Below are 20,948 nucleotides of genomic sequence, written 5' to 3' on the forward strand. Positions count from 1 at the left end.
AGTATTTTAGCTATGAATAATATGAAAGGTTTTACCCTTATCGAAGTACTACTTGTGGTGGCTATCATTAGTATTTTGGGAAGCATTGCTTTTAGTAGTTACCAAAGTAGTATTCAAAAATCGAACAGGGCGGACGGGAAAGAGTTACTCTTACGTTGTGCATCCATGCAGGAAAGGAATTTTTTACGGTTTAATGTCTACTCTGATGATGAAGGTGTTGTTTGTGGTGCTGGCGCTAATACCGTAGTGACTTCTATCGACGGACATTATGTACTTAACGTTGAGAATACAAATTGCCCTACCGCGGCAGACAATGGTCAATGTTTTGAAATGACTGCTACTGCCCAAGGTTCACAGCGAAATGATACTACTTGTTTAGTATTAAGCCTCAACCAGGCGGGGGTTAAGAAATCCTATTCTGCCTATCCAGGTACGGAAACGACTGGTTGTTGGTAAAATAGTAAAGTGCTAGGTATTACCTAGCACTTTATCGGTTTTCCTTTTGCGTCTTCCACGACCCCGTCATTATCAAAATCTCTTCCGATATATGGCCTCCCTGGTAAGCTAATTGTCACTCTTCTGGATGCTGTTGGTATGCCGGGCTTACAATACTCAAAACTTCCGGCCTGTTTTGCGCTTCCGTTACTTCTAAACTCGATATAACTTCTTCCCAAAGAGGCTCGTAGTTTTAAGGTTCCGCTATAGGTCAAGGCCAAGTTTGAGTAAAGAATTTCATCGTTTGTATACTGGCGGTCGTTATTTTTGTCATCAAATACAATAATATTTTGCGGATTATTTTTTTCGCACCTTAGGTTGCCGTCTGCTCCACAGACTGTAATGTGTTTTTGTTCAACAACAGCCTTTTGTCGACCAAAAGCTAATGAGCGACGTATTGCTGATGTCGTTGATTTTGCTTCAGCTTTTGCTTGAATGACGGAGAATTGCGGGATTGCCATACCGAAAAGAATGGCAAGAATAGAAATGGCAATAAGTAAATCAATAAGGGTAAACCCTTGGTCCCGTGAATACATACTGAGCCCTCCTGGCATTGTTATTTTTATATGTATGCGTAAAGACTAACAAATGCTTTTCGTTAAGGGTGTAGGATATTCACCATAATTACAGTGTGATATTGTCTTTAATCGGTATCAATTCCCAGTTTTTGAAGTCGGTAGCGGAGAGAGCGAAAAGTGATACCCAGCTTTTTGGCCGCTAGGGTTTTATTCCAGCGAACGGAGTCCAGAGCTGAACACAATATTTCCTTTTCAATTTCTCCTAAATAATCATCAAGAGAGGGGTAGTTTTGGCTTTGTATAAAGTGGTCTGTTTTCGTTGGTTCGCTTAATAATTCTGTTTCTGTAGTGGGCGAGGATATTACGCCAAGGTTTGAACCTAACTGTAGGTCCTGCTCATGGATGTTGTTTGTTTCGCAAAGTGTATAAGCCCTTTCCAATATGTTTTCCAGTTCACGAATGTTGCCTGGGAAAGAATATCGCTGTAATGCAGTAATGGCATCAGAAGCAAGGGTGAGTTTTCTGTCTTCGTCTTCACTTTGTATTTTGTCGAGTAGGTATTCGGCAAGAGTTGGAATATCTGCTTTTCTTTCTCTTAATGCTGGCACGCTAATGTGGATAACATTTAGTCGATAAAATAGATCCTGACGGAACTCACCTTGTTCGACAAGGGCACCTAAATTTTTGTGGGTTGCCGATAAAATCCTTACATTTGTTTTAAGTTCACTGTTTGATCCTATGGGGCGAATCGCTTTTTCTTGTATCGCTCTAAGCAATTTAACCTGCATATCAATGGGCAAGTCTGCAACCTCGTCCAGAAATAACGTGCCACCTTCTGCTGCCTGAAATAACCCCGTTTTATCCTGAGTTGCGCCTGTGAACGTCCCCTTTTTATGGCCGAAAAATTCACTTTCCATCAAATCTCGGGGGATAGCTCCGCAGTTTACTGGAATAAATGGATGATCTTGCCTGGAGCTTAGGCTGTGTATTGAGCGGGCAACAAGTTCTTTCCCGCTTCCCGATTCACCACTGATATAAACCGGCGCTTGTGAGCGAGAGAGTTTTTTAATGGCTTTGTTTAGCTGGATAATGGATTCGGATTTGCCAATGATCCCTGTGTCGAGATCGGTATTGGAGTGAATTGTATTGGTGTTTATCGCGGAAAGAATTAACTCTCTTAGAGAGGATAAATCGATAGGTTTAGTTAAAAAATCAAATGCGCCAGCCTTTAGGGATTGGATAGCTGTATCCATGTTTCCGTGGGCTGTGATAACAGCGATGGGCATATTGGGCGCGGCTTTTTGTGCATGTTTGACAAAATCAATCCCGTTTCCATCGGGAAGTTTCATGTCTGTTAGGCATATATTGTAATTTGAGCCTTCTAGTAAGGCCTTGGCGCTGGAGATATCCGCGGCTGTGTCGACATCGATTCCCATTCTGTTTAGTGTTAAACCTAACAGCTCACGAATGTCCGGTTCGTCATCAATTATTAGTGCCCGATGTTTTTGCATTGGTTAGCTCTTTTTAAATAACCCTTTGATGATGAGAAAAGTTGATTCTGAAGCAGCTTTGCTCTGATTCGTTTTTTTTGTAGTGCAGTGTCGCTTGATTAATTTCGCACAGCTCCTTACAGATATAGAGCCCGAGCCCGGTGCCATGTTGTTCTGTAGTGAAAAACGGTTCAAAGATTGCCTGAATATGTTTTTCTTCGACGCCTTTACCGAAATCAATTACTTCCAAAAATGCCGTTTCTTCATTGTCACTGACACCATATCGAATTTCAATTTTGCTTTCACCAGTGTTCTCCTGGCTGTATCTTACACCGTTGTCGACCAGGTTTGTGATTACCTGGTTGAGGTGAGTGGGATCGAATTTTGTTTGTGCATTATCCGATAGCTGGGTAAGTAAAATCGTTGCGTTACGGCGCACAGAATATTCTTCCTGAAAATTATGAAGCCATTTATCCAGGTCAACTCGTTCTGCGTTTGGTTCTTTGCGCCTGGATAATACCAGCGTGTTATTGATGATTTGGTTCACCCTGTCTGAATGCTGCAAGATAATTTCGATCAGACGGTGATCCTCTTTGGGTAACTCTTCAGATTCTTGCAGAAGTTGGGCTGCATGAGATATTGCTCCCAACGGATTGCGGACTTCGTGCGCAATACTGGCTGTGAGTGTACCCAGTGAAGCAAGTTTGAGCTGCTGTGCGTGTTGAGCAATAGTTCTGTAATCTTCAAGGTACAGAAGGGTTCGTTCTTCAAGTCCATTGCCCAGCCTGGAAAAACTGATTCTTACTTCTTGTCCGGCCCTGAGCTGATGTACCTTGGGTATTCCGACAATGGGGTAGGAGCGCCATGTCATGATCAGGTCTTTTAAATTGGAGATTTCCTCGATGGAGGTATTGATATAGTGACCATTTGAGGGAATATCCAGCAGCTGTAACGCGGAATCATTAATGAGTTCAATTTTATTTTCTTCATCGATAACTATGACGCCGGTTCTCATTCTGGCAACAATTAACTTGGCAAGTTTTTCCAGGTGCTTGGCATACTGTGCCTGTTCTATTGCTTTACTGTCACTTTGTCGAATGCGTTCAGTTAAATAGGTGAATGCAATGGATGAGAGAAAAATTAGTATGCCCAAGCTTCCAGCGGCAAACATATTTTGTGAATAGCTGGCGGATGTCTGGGATTGATATACTGCCTGGGCAATGACGAATATGGTGATAATGGAGGCATACGCCAGAGATAATCGCCCGCGAAGGAATATGCTCGCCATCGCGGTATTCACCAGTAACAGGTAACCTAAGCCACTCTCAGGGCCACCACTGGCATAGATAAGCAGTAGCAGGGCGAATAGATCGATGACCAGCAGACCGGTAATTCGATTAAATGAGTGCCGTAATTGTTCTGCTCGAAAAACAAATAGTGCACCAAAGCAGATTAAAATATAGAAAAACGACGTTAACCAAAACAGGTCAGGATACTGCGAGCCCAGTACTTTGGGAGCCAGCTCCGTTTCGTACATGGAATAGAGAATCAACCCTAATAGCAGGCGGTAGTAGAGGTATACTTTGAGTATTTGTGGGTTATGGTTTATTGTGCTCTGTTCGATGTTCACATCAAGCCTGCTCTAAGGCATTCGCATTTTTATCATTTGTTAGGAGTATAGAAAACACATGTCAGCATTGACTATCGTTGCTGCTCAGGTCAACCCGTTGGTTGGAGATATAGATGGTAACACTGAATTGGTGTTAAAGGCTTCTCGTGAAGCAATAAGTCAATACAATGCCGATATTGTACTCTTCCCAGAGCTGACATTAACCGGATATCCTCCCGAAGATTTACTGCTCAGAGAAAGCATTGGTCACCGTGTTGATCGAGCTCTTAAAACCCTATGTGAACAAAACCTGTCATGTGCAATCGTTGTTGGATACCCAAAGAAAAGCCTTGCCGGTTTGCTCAATATGGCGGGAGTCATCCATAACGGAAAGCTGATCTGCGAATATGCTAAGCAATGCTTGCCTAATTATCAGGTGTTTGACGAAAAACGCTATTTTGTTGAAGGGCGGGAATACGCCACATTTGAGCTCAATTCCGTCAAAGTCGGTTTATCAATTTGCGAAGATATATGGGATGGTGAGCCGATAAAACAAGCGAAAGCGGCCAATGTTGATGTCTTACTTAACTTGAATGCTTCGCCTTTCCACAAGGATAAGCAATTAGAGCGGGAGCAGCTTGTTTCCGAACGAGCCAAATATGTTGGTGCGCCAATTGTGTACGTAAATCAGTACGGTGGTCAGGACGAGTTGGTTTTCGATGGGGGAACTCATGTCGCCGATGCGGAGGGCAGTATTATTGCTCGAGCTCCGCGCTTTGAATCCGCTTTACTGGCGCTGGATTTAAGTACATCAGATCGAACAATCACTGTGCATTCAGGTTCACAATCTGCGCCAGTGCAGTCCGGGTTGGCGACAATCTATGATGCTTTGGTGTTGGGCGTGAAGGACTACGTCAATAAAAATGGTTTTCAAGGGGTTGTGCTGGGTTTATCTGGTGGTATTGATTCTGCACTGACTTTGGCCATTGCTGTGGATGCCTTGGGCGCGGAACGCGTTGAAGCGGTGATGATGCCCTTCCGTTACACGTCTGAGCTGAGTAAAAATGATGCCGAGGACGAAGCTAAGCGTTTGGGAGTGAAATACCGGAGCTTAAGTATTGAGCCAATGTACGAGGCATTTATGGACACTCTCGCCGAGTCTTTTGTTGGCAAAGGCATCGATATTACCGAGCAAAACATCCAGTCTAGAAGCCGAGGAGTGCTGCTTATGGCGCTCTCGAATAAATTTGGCTATCTGGTTTTGACCACGGGCAACAAGAGTGAAATGGCGGTGGGCTATGCAACCATCTATGGCGATATGGCCGGCGGTTTAGATGTCTTGAAAGATGTACCAAAGACCATGGTTTTTGAGCTATCCAAATACCGTAATACCATCAGCCCAGTGATTCCCGAAAGTGTCATTACCCGCCCACCTTCGGCGGAGCTGGCACCAGATCAAAAAGATGAAGACTCACTTCCTCCCTACGAAATTCTTGATGCGATATTGGAAATGTATATCGAGCAGGATATGAGTGCTCACCAAATCGTTGAGCATGGATATGAAGAGGAAGTTGTGCGCAGAGTGCTTCGGTTGGTTGATATCAATGAGTACAAGCGCCGTCAGGCACCGATTGGTATTCGTATAAGTCGAAGAGCTTTTGGGCGTGATCGACGTTATCCGATTACCAATGGTTGGAAAATAGGAGATTAGGGGCCGAGTTGCCTCTAGCCTCTCTGGGGAGGCTCCAGGCCTTTATCCGAGTAGAAGGGGTTGTATTGCTTTCTTGAATCAAAGCTTGGGTATTTACGCTTTTCAAACAATCCCAGAGTTAAGTAATTGATCCATGATCGCTTTTGATCGCGCCCGAACTGGAAATTGAAGTCGCCGTCCTTACCTAAGGTTGGATGTTTTGGATAGTTGTGTTGCAAAACTTTGACGGCATTGTTTGATAGTTCATCCATTCCAAGAAGGTGATATGCCTGAGCCATCACTGCCAGAGCATCGGGCACGGCAGGCGAGCGTTGTAGGTTCTCTACCACATATTTGCCCCGATTTGCCGCCGCGAGATAGGCACCACGTTTAAAGTAGTAGTTGGCGACGTGGATTTCGTATCGGGCTTCCGCATTTCGAATAAAAGTCATTCGCTTTTGAGCATCCAGCGCGTACTTACTTTCTGGGAAACGGTTAATGAGTTGAGCGAAATAATTGAATGCATCCGATGCCGTGCCAGGGTCTCGGCTGGTTGTGTCGGTAGGTAGCATCGACACGAAGGCAGAATCATTATGGAATGCTGCAACACCTCGCATATAGTAGGCATAATCCACGTTACGGCTTTGAGGATGTAATCGAATAAAACGATCCGCAGCGGCAATAGCCAGATCCTGTTCATCGGCTTTATATTGTGCGTAAATCAGTTCTAATTGGGCTTGTTCTGCGAAATAGCCGAAGGGGAAATACTCTTCGAGTAGTTGCAAGGTTTCTATCGCCGAGTCCCACTGCCCGGAGTTCAGACGTTTTTGTGCTTTCTCGTATAGGACTTGTTCAGAGTCAATTTGCTCCTTGTCATCGTTACTGGAGCAACTGATTAGGGCGAAACAAAGAAAAATCCAGACTAACTTGGTTATTTGATACATTCTCAACTAAATCTCAGCAAAGGGTTTGGGTATGATAGCCCACCCAAAATGTCATCTCTTTTCAGGGCCGACAGTGTAATCCAGCAAGACTTGTAAATACAAATGAAGCAACAAAAACACCATCAGGGTCGGGTCGCTGAATCCGACGCCGGCTCCAGGTTGGATCAGGTAGCGGCCAAAATGTTCCCAGACTATTCCCGTGCACGTATCCAAAATTGGATAAAAAGCGGTGCTTTGCTGGTCGACGGACGAGTGGTTAAGCCTAATACCAAGCTTGCTGGAGGTGAGTCCATCATTCTTGAAGCCAGTCTCCAGCAAGAGGGCGACTGGGAGGCCGAAGCCATGGAATTGGACGTGGTATATGAGGATGAGTCTATCCTGGTGCTAAATAAGCCTGCTGGGTTGGTTGTTCACCCAGGTTCAGGCAATTGGGAGGGAACCTTGCTGAACGGGTTGCTGCATTATTGTCCATCGATTAGTGCGGTGCCTAGAGCAGGTATTGTCCATCGTCTGGATAAAGAAACCTCCGGGTTGATGGTGGTGGCCAAAACCATAGAGGCCCAGACGAGCTTGGTTAGCCAGTTGCAGGATCGCTCGGTGAGCCGGGAATATGAGGCGATAGTTTGGGGCGAGACAGATAGTCGGGGTTTGGTTGACGGCGATATCGGGCGTCATCCGTCGACGAGAACCAAAATGGCGGTTGTGGATCGAAATGGCAAGCCTGCAAGAACGCATTATCAGCGTTTGGCGAGCATTGGGCCGGTTTCTCACCTAAGGTTGAAGTTGGAAACCGGTAGAACGCACCAGATTCGTGTGCATATGTCGCATATTGGCTATCCGTTGGTGGGAGACCCTGTTTATGGTAGGAAATTGTCTCGTGCTCAGATACATTCTTCGCCAATTTTTGAAGTGTTAGACGGCTTTAGTCGACAGGCTTTGCACGCAATTAAGCTTGGTTTAATTCATCCTCGAACAAAAAAATATCAATGCTGGGAAGTGCCCTTGGCCGCCGACATCTCGGAATTGATATCGCAAATAAACGGTTTATGACTATGAATAACAAAGATGTTGCCTATATCAAACCCGAGTGGCCCGCACCGGAAAATGTCCGGGCGCTGATTACCACGAGATCTGGAGGCGTGAGCAAGGAAAAATATGCGTCTTTTAATCTTGCAGCCCATGTGGGCGATGATATTGATTGTGTCGAGGAAAACAGAAAGCAGCTATACGAGTATATTGGCTACCCGGTTTCCTGGCTGCAGCAAACGCACAGTACCGATGTGATTACATTGGATGAGTACATCCCTACTCCTACTGAAGGGGATGCGACCTTTACCGGCAAAACGGGGGTGGTGTGTTCCGTTCTTACCGCTGACTGCTTACCTTTACTGGTTACCGATAAAGGCGGCGAGCAAGTAGCGGCAATACATGCCGGTTGGCGAGGCTTGGCAGATGGTATTGTGACGGAAACCATTAAGTGTTTTCAGGCACCGGCAAAAGACTTGCTTGTCTACCTAGGGCCGGCCATTTCAAAACCCAGCTTTGAGGTCGGCCTTGATGTTTTATATGCCTTTCAACAAGGCCAAAAAAGTCGGTCTTTCGCTGAAAACATCGAATCTTCTTTTACCCCGAAGGAAGGAGAAAAGGATATTTATTTTGCTGATATATATCGGTTGGCAAGATCAGAGTTAAACGGACTGGACGTCGAAGAAATCTATGGAGGAGAGTTTTGCAGCTATTTAGATAATGAGCGTTTTTTTTCGTTTCGTCGGGACGTTGAAACCGGACGAATGGCCAGTTTGATCTGGAAACAATAACACCCGGTATTTTATCTTGATCAGCAAGGTTTGTTATTTATGGATAGCAAGCCTTGCCGGTAAACTCTGTTTAGTTTTGCAAAATGATTTTTGCTGCGTTTTTGCTCCAACGACGAATTTGCATCTTAAAATCGTGATAGTTAGAGACTTGCGTTGCGCGTTCCATATTGTTCGGGCCGAGTTTTTCTTGAGTTTCTCTTCTGTCACGCAGATATGCTAGGGGTTGTCCTGTTTTTGCGTCCGAGATATCGAGTATAAAGGTGGCTATCCCTGCTGTATTGACGTATTTTTTATCTCTTGGGCCACCGTCATCAGGGCCATATATATGCAGGTCGATCAATTTAGGCGCAATGATTAACGTCTTCTCCGTTGCAGCTTCACGCGGTAAGCCAACCACGACTTCGTACTTGGTCTCTTCTTTTAAAACGGCTGTGACTTCTTCGTGTAAAAGTTTGGCGTACTTGGTTTTGATTTTTTCTCTATAGTTTTCAGAGGTATCGGTTTTGTGGTCCCTCAGCCAGCGATCACTAAAAGACACTTCCGCATCGGTAACGTAAATTGTTTCGTAATCGGACAAAGATACATTTGGTGCAAATTTGGTGGTGTCTAGCCCTTTACTTTTCTTTTCGATAAGGGTGGGTTCAGTAGTATCGCTGGCCAATACTGGTGAGTCTGGTTTGGGGGTTGCGTAGCTGATATTGTCTGTAAAGGCGATTGCGGCGACAACTAACGCTGCAGCAAAGGAAAATGTTGAAAACGAGTTTTTCATGGCCAACCTCTTTTTTCTAATATTTTTGCCTGGGTATGGAGTTAGAGCAGTGCTTGTATTAAATAATTCCATTGTACGGCGGAGCTTCACGTTTTTTACATGTTTGGTTACATCTTTTTACAAATTAACCGAATGCTTGTATTTCGACTGCATGCCCCCAGATTATTGACAGTAACCCTATTGTCATCTGGCATTTTATTGCTATAGCCGAAGGTATTGTTATGCGTATAGACCGCTTGACGAATCAACTCCAAATCGCACTTTCTGATGCTCAGTCACTCGCTGTCGGGCGGGATCACACTGAGCTCGATTCCTTACATATACTGCAAGCAATGTTAGACCAACAGGGCGGAACCGTCAGGCAGTTACTGGCCCATGCAGGTTTCGATGTGGTTGGCTTGAGAAATGAGTTAACGAAATCCCTGGAGGCTTTGCCAAAGATTCAGAACCCTACCGGTGATGTGCGTATGTCTCAGGAGTTGGGGCGTTTGTTGAATCTGGCAGATAAACATGCGCAGAAAGGGGGGGATAAATACATCTCCAGCGAAAGCCTGCTGATTGCGGCAATGCAAGACTCCGACAACAAGCTGGGTAAGCTTCTCGGTGCGTTTGGAAATTTAGCGAAATTACAGTCCGCGGTGGATAAGGTCAGAGGGGGGGAAACCGTGGATGACCCGGATGCCGAGGGTAATCGCCAGGCGCTGGAAAAGTTCACCATAGATCTGACTGCCCGAGCTGAAGCTGGCAAGCTTGACCCCGTGATTGGCCGTGACGATGAAATTCGACGCACAGTTCAGGTTCTTCAGCGAAGAACCAAAAACAACCCTGTGTTGATCGGAGAGCCTGGAGTGGGTAAAACGGCCATTGCAGAGGGCTTGGCGCAGCGCATTATTAATGGTGAGGTTCCCGAAGGCTTGAAAAACAAACGCCTGCTTTCGTTGGATCTTGGGGCTTTGCTGGCGGGCGCGAAATTTCGTGGTGACTTTGAAGAGCGGTTGAAATCCGTATTGAATGAGCTGTCGAAACAAGAAGGCCGCATTATTCTGTTCATTGATGAACTCCATACAATGGTGGGCGCGGGCAAGGCCGAAGGGGCAATGGATGCGGGTAATATGTTAAAACCTGCATTGGCTCGTGGAGAGTTACACTGTGTCGGTGCCACGACTTTGGATGAGTATCGCCAGTTTATTGAAAAAGACGCAGCTCTGGAGCGCCGCTTCCAAAAAGTGTTGATTGATGAACCCAATGAAGAAGACACGATTGCAATTCTTCGGGGCTTGAAAGAGCGTTATGAGGTGCACCACGGGGTGGATATTTCAGATTCGGCAATTATTGCTGCGGCTAAGCTTTCCCAGCGGTACATCACTGATCGACAATTACCGGATAAAGCCATTGATTTAATTGATGAAGCGGCAAGTCGTATTCGTATGGAAATTGACTCCAAACCGGAGCAAATGGATCGGCTGGAGCGACGTTTAATCCAATTAAAAATTGAGCGTGAAGCCGTTAAAAAAGATGATGACCAAGCGGCAAAAGACCGATTAAAGAAAATTGATAGTCAAATCCAGAAGGTTGAAAAAGCCTATGCGGATCTCGATGAGATCTGGCGTGCTGAAAAGGTGGCGTTGCAAGGGTCCCAGGAAATAAAAAGTACACTTGAGCAGGCCCGGCTGGATCTTGATTCTGCCCGTCGTGCTGGTGACTTGGCTCGGATGTCTGAATTGCAGTACGGCATTATTCCTGAGCTGGAGAAGCAGCTGGATATGGCCAGTCAGGCAGAAATGCATGAAATGAAGCTGTTGCGCAATAAAGTCACGGATGAAGAAATTGCTGAAGTGGTGTCCAAATGGACTGGAATCCCTGTCTCCAAAATGTTGGAGGGGGAAAGAGAAAAACTCCTTCGCATGGAAAGCGTGTTACATAAACGGGTGATTGGTCAGGCCGAAGCAGTGGTTGCGGTATCCAATGCGGTGCGACGTGCCAGAGCCGGGCTGTCCGACCCGAATCGACCCAATGGCTCCTTTTTGTTCTTAGGCCCAACCGGTGTAGGGAAAACTGAATTGTGCAAAGCGTTGGCTGAGTTTTTGTTTGATAGTCAGGATGCGTTGGTTCGTATTGATATGTCCGAATTCATGGAAAAGCATTCCGTGGCTCGATTGATTGGTGCGCCTCCCGGATATGTTGGCTATGAAGAAGGTGGCTACTTAACGGAAGCTGTGCGCAGAAAACCCTACTCTGTTGTGCTTTTGGACGAAGTTGAAAAGGCCCACCCGGATGTATTTAATATTCTATTGCAGGTGCTTGAAGATGGTCGTCTAACGGATGGTCAGGGGCGTACGGTCGATTTTAAAAATACAGTTGTGGTTATGACCTCTAACTTGGGCAGTGCGGCGATTCAGGATATTGCCCAAAACAAAGCATTCGACAGTATCAGCTTTGATGGCGGCGATACTTCCGATATCGAAAATGAACACAAATACAACGCAATGAAAGAAGCCGTCATGGAAGTCGTTGCCGGCCATTTCCGTCCAGAGTTTATAAATCGGGTAGATGAATCCGTTGTTTTCCATCCTCTCGAGCAAAAACAGATTGCCGGTATTGCAAAATTGCAGATTGAGATTCTGCGTAAGCGATTGGCAGAAAGAGATTTGCACTTGATGTTGGACGATGAGGTCCTGGCGCATATTTCTGAAGCTGGATACGACCCGGTATATGGTGCCCGGCCACTAAAACGGACAATTCAGCAGTTACTGGAAAACCCGCTTGCGCAGGATGTGTTGTCGGGCAAGTTCATGCCTGGGCAAAAAATCTCTGCTAGTTGGGATGGCGATAAGATTCTATTTGAGTAAAAGCAGGAAGGTTAAGGTCAAGCGGATGTCGTGCGAAATGTATAGCTCAGCCTGAGAATTTACTGAGCTATACACAAATAATTGAGAGCGGTTTTTTGTGGTTAGCGCTTATATCCCTTTGCAGGTATCGTTGATCACTTTCTCCGAAATGGAAATTTCTGAGTCGATCTCCTGCTGAGTAAGATATTTTGTTGATCCATCGTCAGCTTCCATTCGAATACGCCCACCTTTTTTCAGTGCCGCTACTCGATCTCGTTCAACTTGACACTTTTCTTTTTGGATGGCGATTTGTTCAGGAGTCAGCTGGACTGCCGGCGGTGTTTCAGGTGGTTTTGTTTTTGAGCTACTAGATGATGTGGATGGCGCAGGTGACGGCTTACCGCCAGATACTTTGATACGCTCTGCTTTAACACCTTGTGGTGGCGTCGAGCCATAGTGTTGGGTGCCATCTTCATCCTGCCAGCGGTAGTACTCTGCAGCACTAACAGAGGAAACGAATGCCACAGTCGTCACGGTCAGGGCTGTTGCAAATAAAAGAGGCTTAAGCATTGTGGACTTTTTGTTGTAATTCATTTGATCGCCTTTCGCGTTAGCAGAACATAAGCTTGGGTAGACTAATACTAATTTCCTAATCCCCCTTTTGGCAAGTATAACCAAGTAAAGCTGATTCAACGTCAAAAGGTTTCGCAAAAACAGGCGACAACCATGGGTGGATCTTGATCTTTAGGCGTGAGGTTGCCACAATGACAGCTCGCCTGATGGCTAGTAGTGGCACTTTGTCAACCTCGGTGTCAACCCTACCCAGATAAGCCAACCGCTTACCTGACCATCCTGAAGCGCGAGGGGGCAACAACCTACGCCCTCCACCGACATCACAGATTTTAGCGCCCACATCGCAGTGTGTCGGAAAGCTTCGCCTTGATATCAATTAATTTAATGTTTTTCATCCCTGGCGGATGAACGATTTTTGTTTTTTAATTGGCTTTTAATCTCTAGCCTTTCTTATTTCAATGGGAGACAACGCAGTGGAAAAACTTTCCGGCGGCGACATGCTGATCCGCTCCCTGGCGGATGAGGGCGTTGAAATTGTTTTCGGTTATCCCGGTGGTTCAGCGCTCCATATTTACGACGCAATATTTCGTCAACAAAAAGTAAAACATATATTGGTCAGACACGAGCAGGCTGCGACACACGCAGCAGACGGTTATGCCCGTGCAACAGGTAAAACTGGTGTCGTCTTGGTCACATCTGGTCCTGGCGCAACCAACGCAATTACCGGCATAGCCACCGCATACATGGATTCCATTCCTTTGGTCGTCATTTCTGGCCAGGTCGTGTCAGATAAAATTGGGGAAGACGCATTCCAGGAAACTGACATGGTGGGAGTCTCCCGCCCTATTGTTAAGCACAGTTTCCTGGTTAAAGACGCAGCCAAAATTCCTGAAATTGTGAAAAAAGCGTTTTATATCGCATCCACCGGACGACCCGGTCCTGTTGTAATCGACATACCGAAAGATGTGACTAATCCGTTTGATAAATACGATTATGAGTACCCAAGCAAAGTTAAGCTTCGTTCTTATACGCCTGCGGTAAAAGGGCACTCAGGGCAAATCAAAAAAGCGGCCCAACTATTATTGTCTGCTCGACGTCCTATCATCTATTCCGGTGGTGGTGTGGTTCAGGGTGAGGCGTCAAAACAGTTGACTGAATTGGCGAAGCTATTAAATGTACCCGTTACCAACACATTAATGGGATTAGGTGGTTTTCCTGGTTCCGATAGGCAGTTCTTAGGCATGCTTGGAATGCACGGTACGGTGGAAGCCAATACGGCTATGCATCATGCTGATGTTATTCTTGCGGCTGGGGCGCGTTTTGATGACCGTGTAACCAATACGCCTTCAAAATTCTGTCCATCAGCAAAGATTATTCATATTGATGTTGACCCGGCTTCTATTTCAAAAACCGTCACAGCAGATGTCCCTATCGTTGGACCAGTTGATAGTGTGTTGAATGAAATGCTGGATATTATTAAGTCCAGTGATGAACGCCCAGACCCTAAAGCAATAGAAGGCTGGTGGCAGCAAATTGATGAGTGGCGTAATCGTCACGGCATTTTGCTTAAGCCAAACTACGACACCAGTGGCGACATGTTAAAACCACAGGAAGTTGTTCGAGCCTTATATGAAGTTACCAACGGTGAAGCGTTTGTTTGTTCTGATGTTGGGCAACATCAAATGTTCAGTGCACAGTACTATCAGTTTGATGAGCCTCGCCGCTGGGTAAACTCTGGTGGTTTGGGCACCATGGGCTTCGGTTTGCCCGCTGCTATGGGGGTTCAATTTGCCCATAGAGACAAGCCTGTTGTCTGCGTAACCGGGGAAGGTAGTATTCAGATGTGTATTCAGGAGCTGTCGACCTGTACCCAATATCACTTGCCGATAAAAATAATCTGCATTAACAACCAGGCTTTGGGCATGGTTAAGCAGTGGCAGGATATGCAATACGATAGTCGTTACTCCGAAAGCTTGTATGAGGATTCTCTCCCGGACTTTGTGAAACTCATGGAGGCCTATGGTCACGTTGGAATGAAAGTGACCAAGCGGGAAGATCTGAAAGCCAAGCTGGAAGAATGCTTCGCCATGAAGGATAAAACGGTCTTTATGGATATCTATGTGGATCCAAAAGAACACGTTTATCCAATGCAAGTGGCACCAAATGGTTCTATGCGCGACATGTGGTTAAATAAAACGGAGCGTACCTGATGAGAAGAATTATTTCGTTATTGATGGAAAATGAGCCGGGTGCGCTTTCGCGAGTAGTGGGGTTGTTTTCACAGCGTGGTTACAACATTGAAACGCTGACGGTAGCACCGACAGAGGATTCCACTCTTTCTCGTTTGACGTTAACCACAATTGGTGATGATCATAAAATTGAGCAAATAACTAAGCATCTAAACCGCTTGATTGACGTGGTCAAGTTAGTGGATCTCACAGAAGGGGCGCATATTGAGCGCGAACTGATGTTGATCAAAGTTCGTGCGACAGGTGCTCAGCGTGCAGAAATCAAGCGTTGCGTTGATATCTTCCGTGGGCAAATCATTGATGTGACTGCATCGGTTTATACCATTCAGGTTACTGGCGCGAGCGATAAGCTTGATGCATTTTTCCAGGCCGTTGGTGAAGCCGCTATCCTGGAAGTGGTTCGCTCTGGTGTTTCGGGCATTAGCCGGGGCGAAAAGGTTTTGAGTCTGTAGCCTTTATCTCATGAAAAGAGCCCTGAATACTGCTATTCAGGGCTCATTCTCTTCACCTTCGATTTATCTCACTTTGCTAACTGCAAAACGTCTTCGTTGAATCATCAATCCGATTGTGCCAAGAATAATTAGCGCAATTGAAGATGGTTCTGTTACTTCGATTAAGTCACCAAATTCGCCGACATGGCTAATTCGAGAAATCGAAATATTGTTTTCAGCGAAGTCAATTCCTGCATCAGAAAAGTCGACAACCGCCCAGGTGAAATCCTCATTGTTTTCAAATAAGTAATGGGATAACAGATCTGTTCCACCAGTACCAATTTTAATGAGGAAGTGAGAAGGTGAACCGGAAAGCTCTGCAGCATAGACATCAGACTCGCCATCCAGCAAAGTCCAATCACTGCCGAATGAATCATAGCTGGTCATGTAGTCAACATCATAACCAAGTATCGATTCAACCCAAGCCTCTTCAGTAGCATCGCCACTATTACCCAAATCCGCGCTGGCAATAAATGAGTCGATGCCACCTACGTCGGTAATAGCTAAAGCCCAGAGGTTTACCATTGGGAAAACACACAAATAAAAAGCTACTAATCCTGCAATACCCAACTTTTTCATAACTTCTCCCACGTACAGCATGAAGTAAAGACACCCGAGTATTTGCATTAACTGTACCTGTTTAAAAAATGCACAGGAAATCAAAAGGATAGGTTTACATATGGGGTTGAAGCTTAAATTTTGTGACGTAGTGTGTAAAAAATGTCGACTTTGGCGACATTTTGAGATGTGCCCTCTATGGGAGAGGGCAGGAGAGATACTTTAGTGACGCTTTCTTTGGGCGATTAACCCAAGTAAACCTAGACCGATAAGGAAAATAGAAGAGGGCTCAGGCACAGAAACTGAGCTGAATTCACCGACATGACTCATGCGGTCGATGCTTATGTTTTTGATACTGAAATCAATCCCTGCTGCGGAGAAGTCAACAACAGCCCAGTCCAAATCTCCAATATTTTCAAATAGATAGTGAGATTGAAGGCTGGTTCCGCCGGTTCCCAACTTAATTAAAAAATAGTCAGAAGCGGTGTTAATTGAAGCAGCATACACATCGCTCATTCCATCCAGTAGCGTCCAATCTGAACCATTGGAGTCGTAGCTGGTGTTAAAAGTAACATCAAAGTCCAAAATGGACTCTACCCAGGCTTCTTCCGTCGCTGAGCCGCTGTTGCGGAGGTCACTGCTGGCTATAAATCGATCTACCCCGCCAACATCCGTAATCGCTAACGACCAACCGTTTAGCGAGTATAGTGAGGTGATTGATATGACCAGGCTTAAAAAAGCAGCTTTTCTAATCATTTAAATACCATTGTTAGTTAGTGTTTTCCTTTGTTTACTGCTACAGCAAGCGGCATGCCAAGACTCTAAAGGCATGATGTGACGTGGTTTTTATACAAAAAATGCTTAAAGAGGTATTTAGTTTGATTGAAAAGTGTAAAAAAAGCTGACTAGATGATGTCTCAGGCGAGGCTAGAGTTGTTTAACCTTATATCCTTCTTGTTCCAATAGCTTGAGCAGTCCGTATTCTCCGGGGAGGTGGAGAGCGCCAACAAGAACAAGCTCTGTATCTTGAGTTTGCATCATTCTTCTTAAAGAGGGGAGCCACGCTTGATTACGCTCTACCAGTATCGTCTTGTGAATTTCAGGCATGTCTCGTTTCATTGGTTCGTTTGCGAGTGCGTCGAGTGCCTGGATATCCCCTTTACGCCATAACGATTTCATTTTAATCATCGTTTGTTCCAGCTGGTTGAGGTCTTCCAGCATATATCGGATTAGCTCATCCTCCCGTCCTTTGCCAAGGTTGGCGATGTAGTTAATTTGTTGATCAACACTTTCAAGGCTCATTAATACTTTGTTTTCTGTTTTTGCTTTATGGGCGTAAAAGGCATCAACTCCGGTATCTCCCATTCCCAGTCTTTGTAGTTCACTCATGGTTAACGTCACCATCAGCATTCCAGGTCGAAGCTGGAGTAAGGGGGTCGAGTCTAGTTCCTTTTGGTTAAGGTATGAGAGCAGTTTTGCGTGGGTGGATTTGGAAAGCTTGGCTGATAACGAGTGCCCGGGGGCATAGATGGTGGCTTGCAGAATCTTGCGCTGAGTTGCTGCTGATTGTAGCTCGTGCATATCTGTTTCAAGCACAATAATATTCGATTGGCTGTATGCCTTTTCAAAAGCGTCAGGTAAAGGGTGATCGTTTTTACTTAATACATGTATTGTTCCTGCAACAAACATTTTGCGGTCATGGTTAGATACTTCCCAGACTGGTGCAGCAAAACAATTGGTAAATAAGAGAAACCAAAGAGATATTGCGCATAGGACTTGGTTGTTCAGCATATCGAATCCTTGCTGGGGAGGTTGTTCTGTATATTCACTAGAATAACTCAATTATTCTGCCTTGTTTGCTATCTGCTCCCACAAGGCCGCAACAATCGGACTCTTTAAGCGTTTTTTTAGACAGCAAACACCGACTTGGTACGGCTTAATTTGTGGTTGAATCGGGAAGTGTTCGACCTGATCTCGTAACGGACTGTTGTTCAATACGATTTCGGGAACCAGGCCGATACCAAAGCCAAGACTCACCATGCTGACTATGGCTTCGTTGCCTGATACCTGAGCATAGATGTTAGGTTGTATCTTATGGCTCCTAAACCAAGCATCAAGCTGCTCTCTAGCTATCCCTTTTTCGGAGAGAATTACGGGGAGTTTTTGCCAGGTATCAACATCCTGAACGGTGTGAGGAATGGGGAGGTTTGCTGTTTTGCTGATAATCAAGATAAGCGGTGAGTGTGTTATTCGTTTGAACTCCAGTTCCACAGGGAGTCTTTCTGGTTTCGCCGCAATGGCTAAATCCTCCTGGCCACCGGTGACTCGTTGTATCGCATCGGCAGGGTCGCCGGTATGAAGCTTTATTTCAATGAGGGGGTGACGTTGACGAAACTCGGTCAGGAAATTAAATAGAAAGCTGTAACTTGCGGTGATGGAGCAGTAAATACTAATGGCGCCCTGTAGCTCTCCATTTTCAGCTATAAGGGCCTCCTTTATGGTCTCCAGTTGTTGGTAGGCGTCGTTAGCATATTGTTGAAACTGTTTACCCTGAGCTGTTAATTCCACAGTGCGGTTGTCCCGTTCGAACAACTGAACTTTTAACTCTTCTTCCAGTTGTTTGATTGACCTGCTCAATGTGGATGGGCTAATAAAGCATTGCTCCGCTGCCTTACCGAAGTGTCGTGTAGATGCGAGGGTAATGAAGTGTTTCAGCTGAGATGTATCCATAAACTTGCGTTTCGAAATATGAAATAAAATGTTGCAAATATATCATTTTACACAATATGCCTTTTTCCATACACTGCCTGGCGACAAAGGGTTGCCGCTCTAGGTGCCTCATTTATTCAAATAGGAGACGAACAATGCAAATCTATTACGATAAAGACTGTGATCTATCGATTATTAAAGGCAAAAAAGTTGCCGTCATCGGTTATGGTTCTCAAGGTCATGCTCATGCATGTAACCTAAAAGATTCTGGTGTGGACGTAACTGTAGGCTTGCGTCCAGGTTCATCCTCCATTGCTAAAGCCGAAGCGCATGGCTTAAAAGTAAGTGATGTACCTTCAGCGGTCGCAGCTTCTGATGTTGTAATGATTTTGACTCCAGATGAGTTTCAGTCTCAGCTATATAAAGAAGAGATTGAGCCAAACTTGAAAGAAGGTGCAACTCTAGCTTTTGCTCACGGTTTTGCTATTCACTACAACCAAATCGTTCCTCGCAAAGATTTAGATGTAATCATGATCGCACCTAAAGCGCCGGGTCATACTGTTCGTTCTGAGTTTGTTCGTGGTGGCGGTATTCCTGATTTGATTGCTATCTTCCAGGATGCTTCTGGTAAAGCAAAAGATGTTGCTTTGTCATATGCGTGTGGCGTTGGTGGTGGTCGTACAGGCATCATTGAAACAACATTTAAAGACGAGACTGAAACGGATCTATTTGGTGAGCAGGCGGTACTTTGTGGTGGCGCGGTTGAGTTGGTCAAGATGGGGTTCGAAACACTTACAGAGGCAGGTTACTCTCCAGAGATGGCGTACTTCGAGTGTTTGCATGAGCTTAAGCTAATTGTTGATCTTATGTTCGAAGGCGGCATTGCCAACATGAACTACTCAATTTCCAACAATGCGGAATATGGTGAGTATGTTACTGGGCCAAAAGTTATCAATGAAGAGTCTCGCTGGGCCATGCGTCAAGCGCTTAAAGACATTCAAGACGGCGTCTATGCCAAGAAGTTTATCCTTGAAGGACAAGCTAATTATCCTGAGATGACTGCATGGCGTCGTAACAACGCTGCTCACCCGATTGAGCAAGTGGGTGAGAAGTTACGTGCGATGATGCCTTGGATTGAGGCAAACAAGATTATTGATAAGTCTAAAAACTAGTTTTTGAAGCTTCATCAAAAAAATTACAACGCGGCTTAGGCCGCGTTTGTTATATTAGGCACCCTAAAAACACGTAAATGTAAGGTTGTTAAACTAGGTTTTGCAAACATGACAAATCAGCCAAAAGATCCGTTAGACGAAACGCAAGATATCCCTTCAATCGTGACAGACAACCTTCCTATCGACGAACATGAGGAAGAAGTCTCTGAAGGAGGGCAAACGGTTCGACGCAGAGGCGTCTATCTGCTGCCTAACCTGTTTACCACTGGTGCGTTGTTTGGGGGCTTCTTTGCCATAGTGTCGGCTATGAATGGCAACTTTGCTAATGCGGCCCTTGCCATTTTTGCTGCGCAGATCCTAGATGGCTTTGATGGGCGCGTGGCAAGAATGACGAATACCCAGAGTGCATTTGGGACTGAGTATGACAGCCTCTCTGATATGGTTTCCTTTGGTCTGGCACCAGCCATAGTGTTGTTTAGCTGGGGGCTGGAGCCATTAGGTAAGTTCGGCTGGGCAGCAGCTTTTGTCTATGTTACCTGTGCGGCTTTGCGTCTCGCCCGTTTTAATACCCATGTCTCTGATGAGGATAAGCGCTATTTCACTGGTCTTGCCAGTCCTCCCGCAGCCACGCTTATGGCTTCTGGTGTGTGGTGGGGAAGCGAACTGGAATTAACGACGGAAATATCGATTTTTGCTGCTCTTGTAACGGTGTTTGTTGGTTTGACTATGGTGTCAAACTTGAAGTATCAAAGCTTTAAAGGTCTTGATGCTAATCGGCGTGTGCCTTTTGTTGCCATGCTCATTACACTTCTGGTTTTTATCCTGGTAACTATTGATCCTCCAAGAGTGTTGTTCGCAATGGCTTTTGTTTATGCCCTGTCGGGTCCTGTTACCTGGTTAGTGAAGTCATGCATTGGCTTTTTTAAAAATAAAAAAGTACAAGAAGAGGGGTAACGAGAGATACAGCGCATTTGTTGAGCTATATTTAGGTTTGCGCGTAGCTTTTTTAAACTGATTGAACGTGAAATGGGCGCCA

The 20,948-nt window shown here is 45.3% G+C and carries 19 protein-coding genes; 9 read left to right on the forward strand and 10 right to left on the reverse strand.

Translation table 11 applies throughout. The features are described 5' to 3' along the window. Positions 1 to 12 precede the first annotated feature (12 nt). A complete protein-coding gene (locus tag P5V12_RS01595; RefSeq protein WP_316955486.1) occupies positions 13 to 456 on the forward strand; it encodes a type IV pilin protein in 444 nt (147 codons plus the stop codon). A gap of 23 nt (positions 457 to 479) precedes the next feature. Here P5V12_RS01595 and P5V12_RS01600 read toward each other — a convergent pair whose 3' ends face one another. The 3 genes from P5V12_RS01600 to P5V12_RS01610 form a co-directional block, all read right to left on the reverse strand. Continuing rightward, on the reverse strand, positions 480 to 1,031 hold the full coding sequence (locus P5V12_RS01600; protein WP_316955487.1) for a GspH/FimT family pseudopilin: 552 nt from the start codon (positions 1,029 to 1,031) through the stop codon (positions 480 to 482). Positions 1,032 to 1,138: 107 nt separating this feature from the next. Then, positions 1,139 to 2,524 (reverse strand): sigma-54 dependent transcriptional regulator, encoded by a 1,386-nt coding sequence (locus P5V12_RS01605; RefSeq protein WP_316955488.1) that lies wholly within the window; start codon positions 2,522 to 2,524, stop codon positions 1,139 to 1,141. Positions 2,525 to 2,537: 13 nt separating this feature from the next. Continuing rightward, complete coding sequence (locus P5V12_RS01610; protein WP_316955489.1) at positions 2,538 to 4,133, reverse strand: sensor histidine kinase; 1,596 nt, start codon at positions 4,131 to 4,133, stop codon at positions 2,538 to 2,540. A gap of 58 nt (positions 4,134 to 4,191) precedes the next feature. On the opposite strand from P5V12_RS01610, the gene P5V12_RS01615 reads away from it, so the two are divergent. Further along, positions 4,192 to 5,823: an NAD+ synthase gene (locus P5V12_RS01615; protein ID WP_316955490.1), complete on the forward strand. Its 1,632-nt coding sequence runs from the start codon at positions 4,192 to 4,194 to the stop codon at positions 5,821 to 5,823. A 14-nt stretch (positions 5,824 to 5,837) separates the two neighbouring features. Here the strand turns inward: P5V12_RS01615 and P5V12_RS01620 are convergent, their stop codons facing one another. Further along, a complete protein-coding gene (locus tag P5V12_RS01620) occupies positions 5,838 to 6,746 on the reverse strand; it encodes an outer membrane protein assembly factor BamD (protein ID WP_316955491.1) in 909 nt (302 codons plus the stop codon). A gap of 102 nt (positions 6,747 to 6,848) precedes the next feature. Between P5V12_RS01620 and rluD the strand changes: the two genes are divergently transcribed. Together rluD and pgeF are read left to right on the forward strand one after the other, a co-directional pair. After that, positions 6,849 to 7,796 (forward strand): 23S rRNA pseudouridine(1911/1915/1917) synthase RluD, encoded by a 948-nt coding sequence (gene rluD, locus P5V12_RS01625; RefSeq protein WP_316955492.1) that lies wholly within the window; start codon positions 6,849 to 6,851, stop codon positions 7,794 to 7,796. Positions 7,797 to 7,798: 2 nt separating this feature from the next. After that, positions 7,799 to 8,563: a peptidoglycan editing factor PgeF gene (gene pgeF, locus P5V12_RS01630; RefSeq protein ID WP_316955493.1), complete on the forward strand. Its 765-nt coding sequence runs from the start codon at positions 7,799 to 7,801 to the stop codon at positions 8,561 to 8,563. Positions 8,564 to 8,633: 70 nt separating this feature from the next. Here the strand turns inward: pgeF and P5V12_RS01635 are convergent, their stop codons facing one another. Next, complete coding sequence (locus P5V12_RS01635; RefSeq protein ID WP_316955494.1) at positions 8,634 to 9,332, reverse strand: hypothetical protein; 699 nt, start codon at positions 9,330 to 9,332, stop codon at positions 8,634 to 8,636. A 221-nt stretch (positions 9,333 to 9,553) separates the two neighbouring features. On the opposite strand from P5V12_RS01635, the gene clpB reads away from it, so the two are divergent. Beyond that, the gene (clpB, locus tag P5V12_RS01640; RefSeq protein ID WP_316955495.1) at positions 9,554 to 12,181 is read left to right on the forward strand and encodes an ATP-dependent chaperone ClpB; all 2,628 of its coding nucleotides are present in this window, start codon (positions 9,554 to 9,556) and stop codon (positions 12,179 to 12,181) included. Positions 12,182 to 12,289: 108 nt separating this feature from the next. Here the strand turns inward: clpB and P5V12_RS01645 are convergent, their stop codons facing one another. Further along, positions 12,290 to 12,754, reverse strand: a complete 465-nt coding sequence (locus tag P5V12_RS01645; protein WP_316955496.1) for a DUF4124 domain-containing protein — start codon at positions 12,752 to 12,754, stop codon at positions 12,290 to 12,292. Between the two features lie 452 nt (positions 12,755 to 13,206). On the opposite strand from P5V12_RS01645, the gene P5V12_RS01650 reads away from it, so the two are divergent. Both P5V12_RS01650 and ilvN read left to right on the forward strand, forming a co-directional pair. Then, complete coding sequence (locus P5V12_RS01650; RefSeq protein WP_316955497.1) at positions 13,207 to 14,943, forward strand: acetolactate synthase 3 large subunit; 1,737 nt, start codon at positions 13,207 to 13,209, stop codon at positions 14,941 to 14,943. Continuing rightward, positions 14,943 to 15,434, forward strand: coding sequence for an acetolactate synthase small subunit (gene ilvN, locus P5V12_RS01655; RefSeq protein WP_316955498.1), 492 nt, complete (start codon positions 14,943 to 14,945; stop codon positions 15,432 to 15,434). The genes P5V12_RS01650 and ilvN overlap by 1 nt, the downstream gene beginning before the upstream one ends. A gap of 63 nt (positions 15,435 to 15,497) precedes the next feature. On the opposite strand, the gene P5V12_RS01660 is transcribed toward ilvN, so the two are convergent. From P5V12_RS01660 to ilvY, 4 genes are all read right to left on the reverse strand, one after another. Next, positions 15,498 to 16,052, reverse strand: coding sequence for a hypothetical protein (locus P5V12_RS01660; protein WP_316955499.1), 555 nt, complete (start codon positions 16,050 to 16,052; stop codon positions 15,498 to 15,500). A 201-nt stretch (positions 16,053 to 16,253) separates the two neighbouring features. Beyond that, positions 16,254 to 16,787: a PEP-CTERM sorting domain-containing protein gene (locus P5V12_RS01665; protein WP_316955500.1), complete on the reverse strand. Its 534-nt coding sequence runs from the start codon at positions 16,785 to 16,787 to the stop codon at positions 16,254 to 16,256. Positions 16,788 to 16,958: 171 nt separating this feature from the next. Continuing rightward, complete coding sequence (locus P5V12_RS01670; RefSeq protein WP_316955501.1) at positions 16,959 to 17,822, reverse strand: TraB/GumN family protein; 864 nt, start codon at positions 17,820 to 17,822, stop codon at positions 16,959 to 16,961. A 51-nt stretch (positions 17,823 to 17,873) separates the two neighbouring features. Next, entirely contained in the window at positions 17,874 to 18,761 is an 888-nt protein-coding gene (gene ilvY, locus P5V12_RS01675; protein WP_316955502.1) for an HTH-type transcriptional activator IlvY, read from the reverse strand. A gap of 134 nt (positions 18,762 to 18,895) precedes the next feature. On the opposite strand from ilvY, the gene ilvC reads away from it, so the two are divergent. After that, positions 18,896 to 19,912, forward strand: coding sequence for a ketol-acid reductoisomerase (gene ilvC, locus P5V12_RS01680; protein ID WP_316955503.1), 1,017 nt, complete (start codon positions 18,896 to 18,898; stop codon positions 19,910 to 19,912). A gap of 108 nt (positions 19,913 to 20,020) precedes the next feature. After that, on the forward strand, positions 20,021 to 20,866 hold the full coding sequence (gene pssA / locus P5V12_RS01685; protein WP_316955504.1) for a CDP-diacylglycerol--serine O-phosphatidyltransferase: 846 nt from the start codon (positions 20,021 to 20,023) through the stop codon (positions 20,864 to 20,866). Positions 20,867 to 20,948 lie beyond the last annotated feature (82 nt).

The sequence above is a fragment of the Teredinibacter sp. KSP-S5-2 genome, assembly GCF_032773895.1.
GTDB lineage: Bacteria > Pseudomonadota > Gammaproteobacteria > Pseudomonadales > Cellvibrionaceae.

Coding starts and splice junctions, on each gene's coding strand:
- P5V12_RS01595 (WP_316955486.1), top strand. CDS start 13: ATGAATAATATGAAAGGTTTTACCCTTATCGAAGTACTACTTGTGGTG.
- P5V12_RS01600 (WP_316955487.1), bottom strand. CDS start 1,031: ATGTATTCACGGGACCAAGGGTTTACCCTTATTGATTTACTTATTGCC.
- P5V12_RS01605 (WP_316955488.1), bottom strand. CDS start 2,524: ATGCAAAAACATCGGGCACTAATAATTGATGACGAACCGGACATTCGT.
- P5V12_RS01615 (WP_316955490.1), top strand. CDS start 4,192: ATGTCAGCATTGACTATCGTTGCTGCTCAGGTCAACCCGTTGGTTGGA.
- P5V12_RS01620 (WP_316955491.1), bottom strand. CDS start 6,746: ATGTATCAAATAACCAAGTTAGTCTGGATTTTTCTTTGTTTCGCCCTA.
- rluD (WP_316955492.1), top strand. CDS start 6,849: ATGAAGCAACAAAAACACCATCAGGGTCGGGTCGCTGAATCCGACGCC.
- pgeF (WP_316955493.1), top strand. CDS start 7,799: ATGAATAACAAAGATGTTGCCTATATCAAACCCGAGTGGCCCGCACCG.
- P5V12_RS01635 (WP_316955494.1), bottom strand. CDS start 9,332: ATGAAAAACTCGTTTTCAACATTTTCCTTTGCTGCAGCGTTAGTTGTC.
- clpB (WP_316955495.1), top strand. CDS start 9,554: ATGCGTATAGACCGCTTGACGAATCAACTCCAAATCGCACTTTCTGAT.
- P5V12_RS01645 (WP_316955496.1), bottom strand. CDS start 12,754: ATGAATTACAACAAAAAGTCCACAATGCTTAAGCCTCTTTTATTTGCA.
- ilvN (WP_316955498.1), top strand. CDS start 14,943: ATGAGAAGAATTATTTCGTTATTGATGGAAAATGAGCCGGGTGCGCTT.
- P5V12_RS01660 (WP_316955499.1), bottom strand. CDS start 16,052: ATGAAAAAGTTGGGTATTGCAGGATTAGTAGCTTTTTATTTGTGTGTT.
- P5V12_RS01665 (WP_316955500.1), bottom strand. CDS start 16,787: ATGATTAGAAAAGCTGCTTTTTTAAGCCTGGTCATATCAATCACCTCA.
- P5V12_RS01670 (WP_316955501.1), bottom strand. CDS start 17,822: ATGCTGAACAACCAAGTCCTATGCGCAATATCTCTTTGGTTTCTCTTA.
- ilvY (WP_316955502.1), bottom strand. CDS start 18,761: ATGGATACATCTCAGCTGAAACACTTCATTACCCTCGCATCTACACGA.
- ilvC (WP_316955503.1), top strand. CDS start 18,896: ATGCAAATCTATTACGATAAAGACTGTGATCTATCGATTATTAAAGGC.
- pssA (WP_316955504.1), top strand. CDS start 20,021: ATGACAAATCAGCCAAAAGATCCGTTAGACGAAACGCAAGATATCCCT.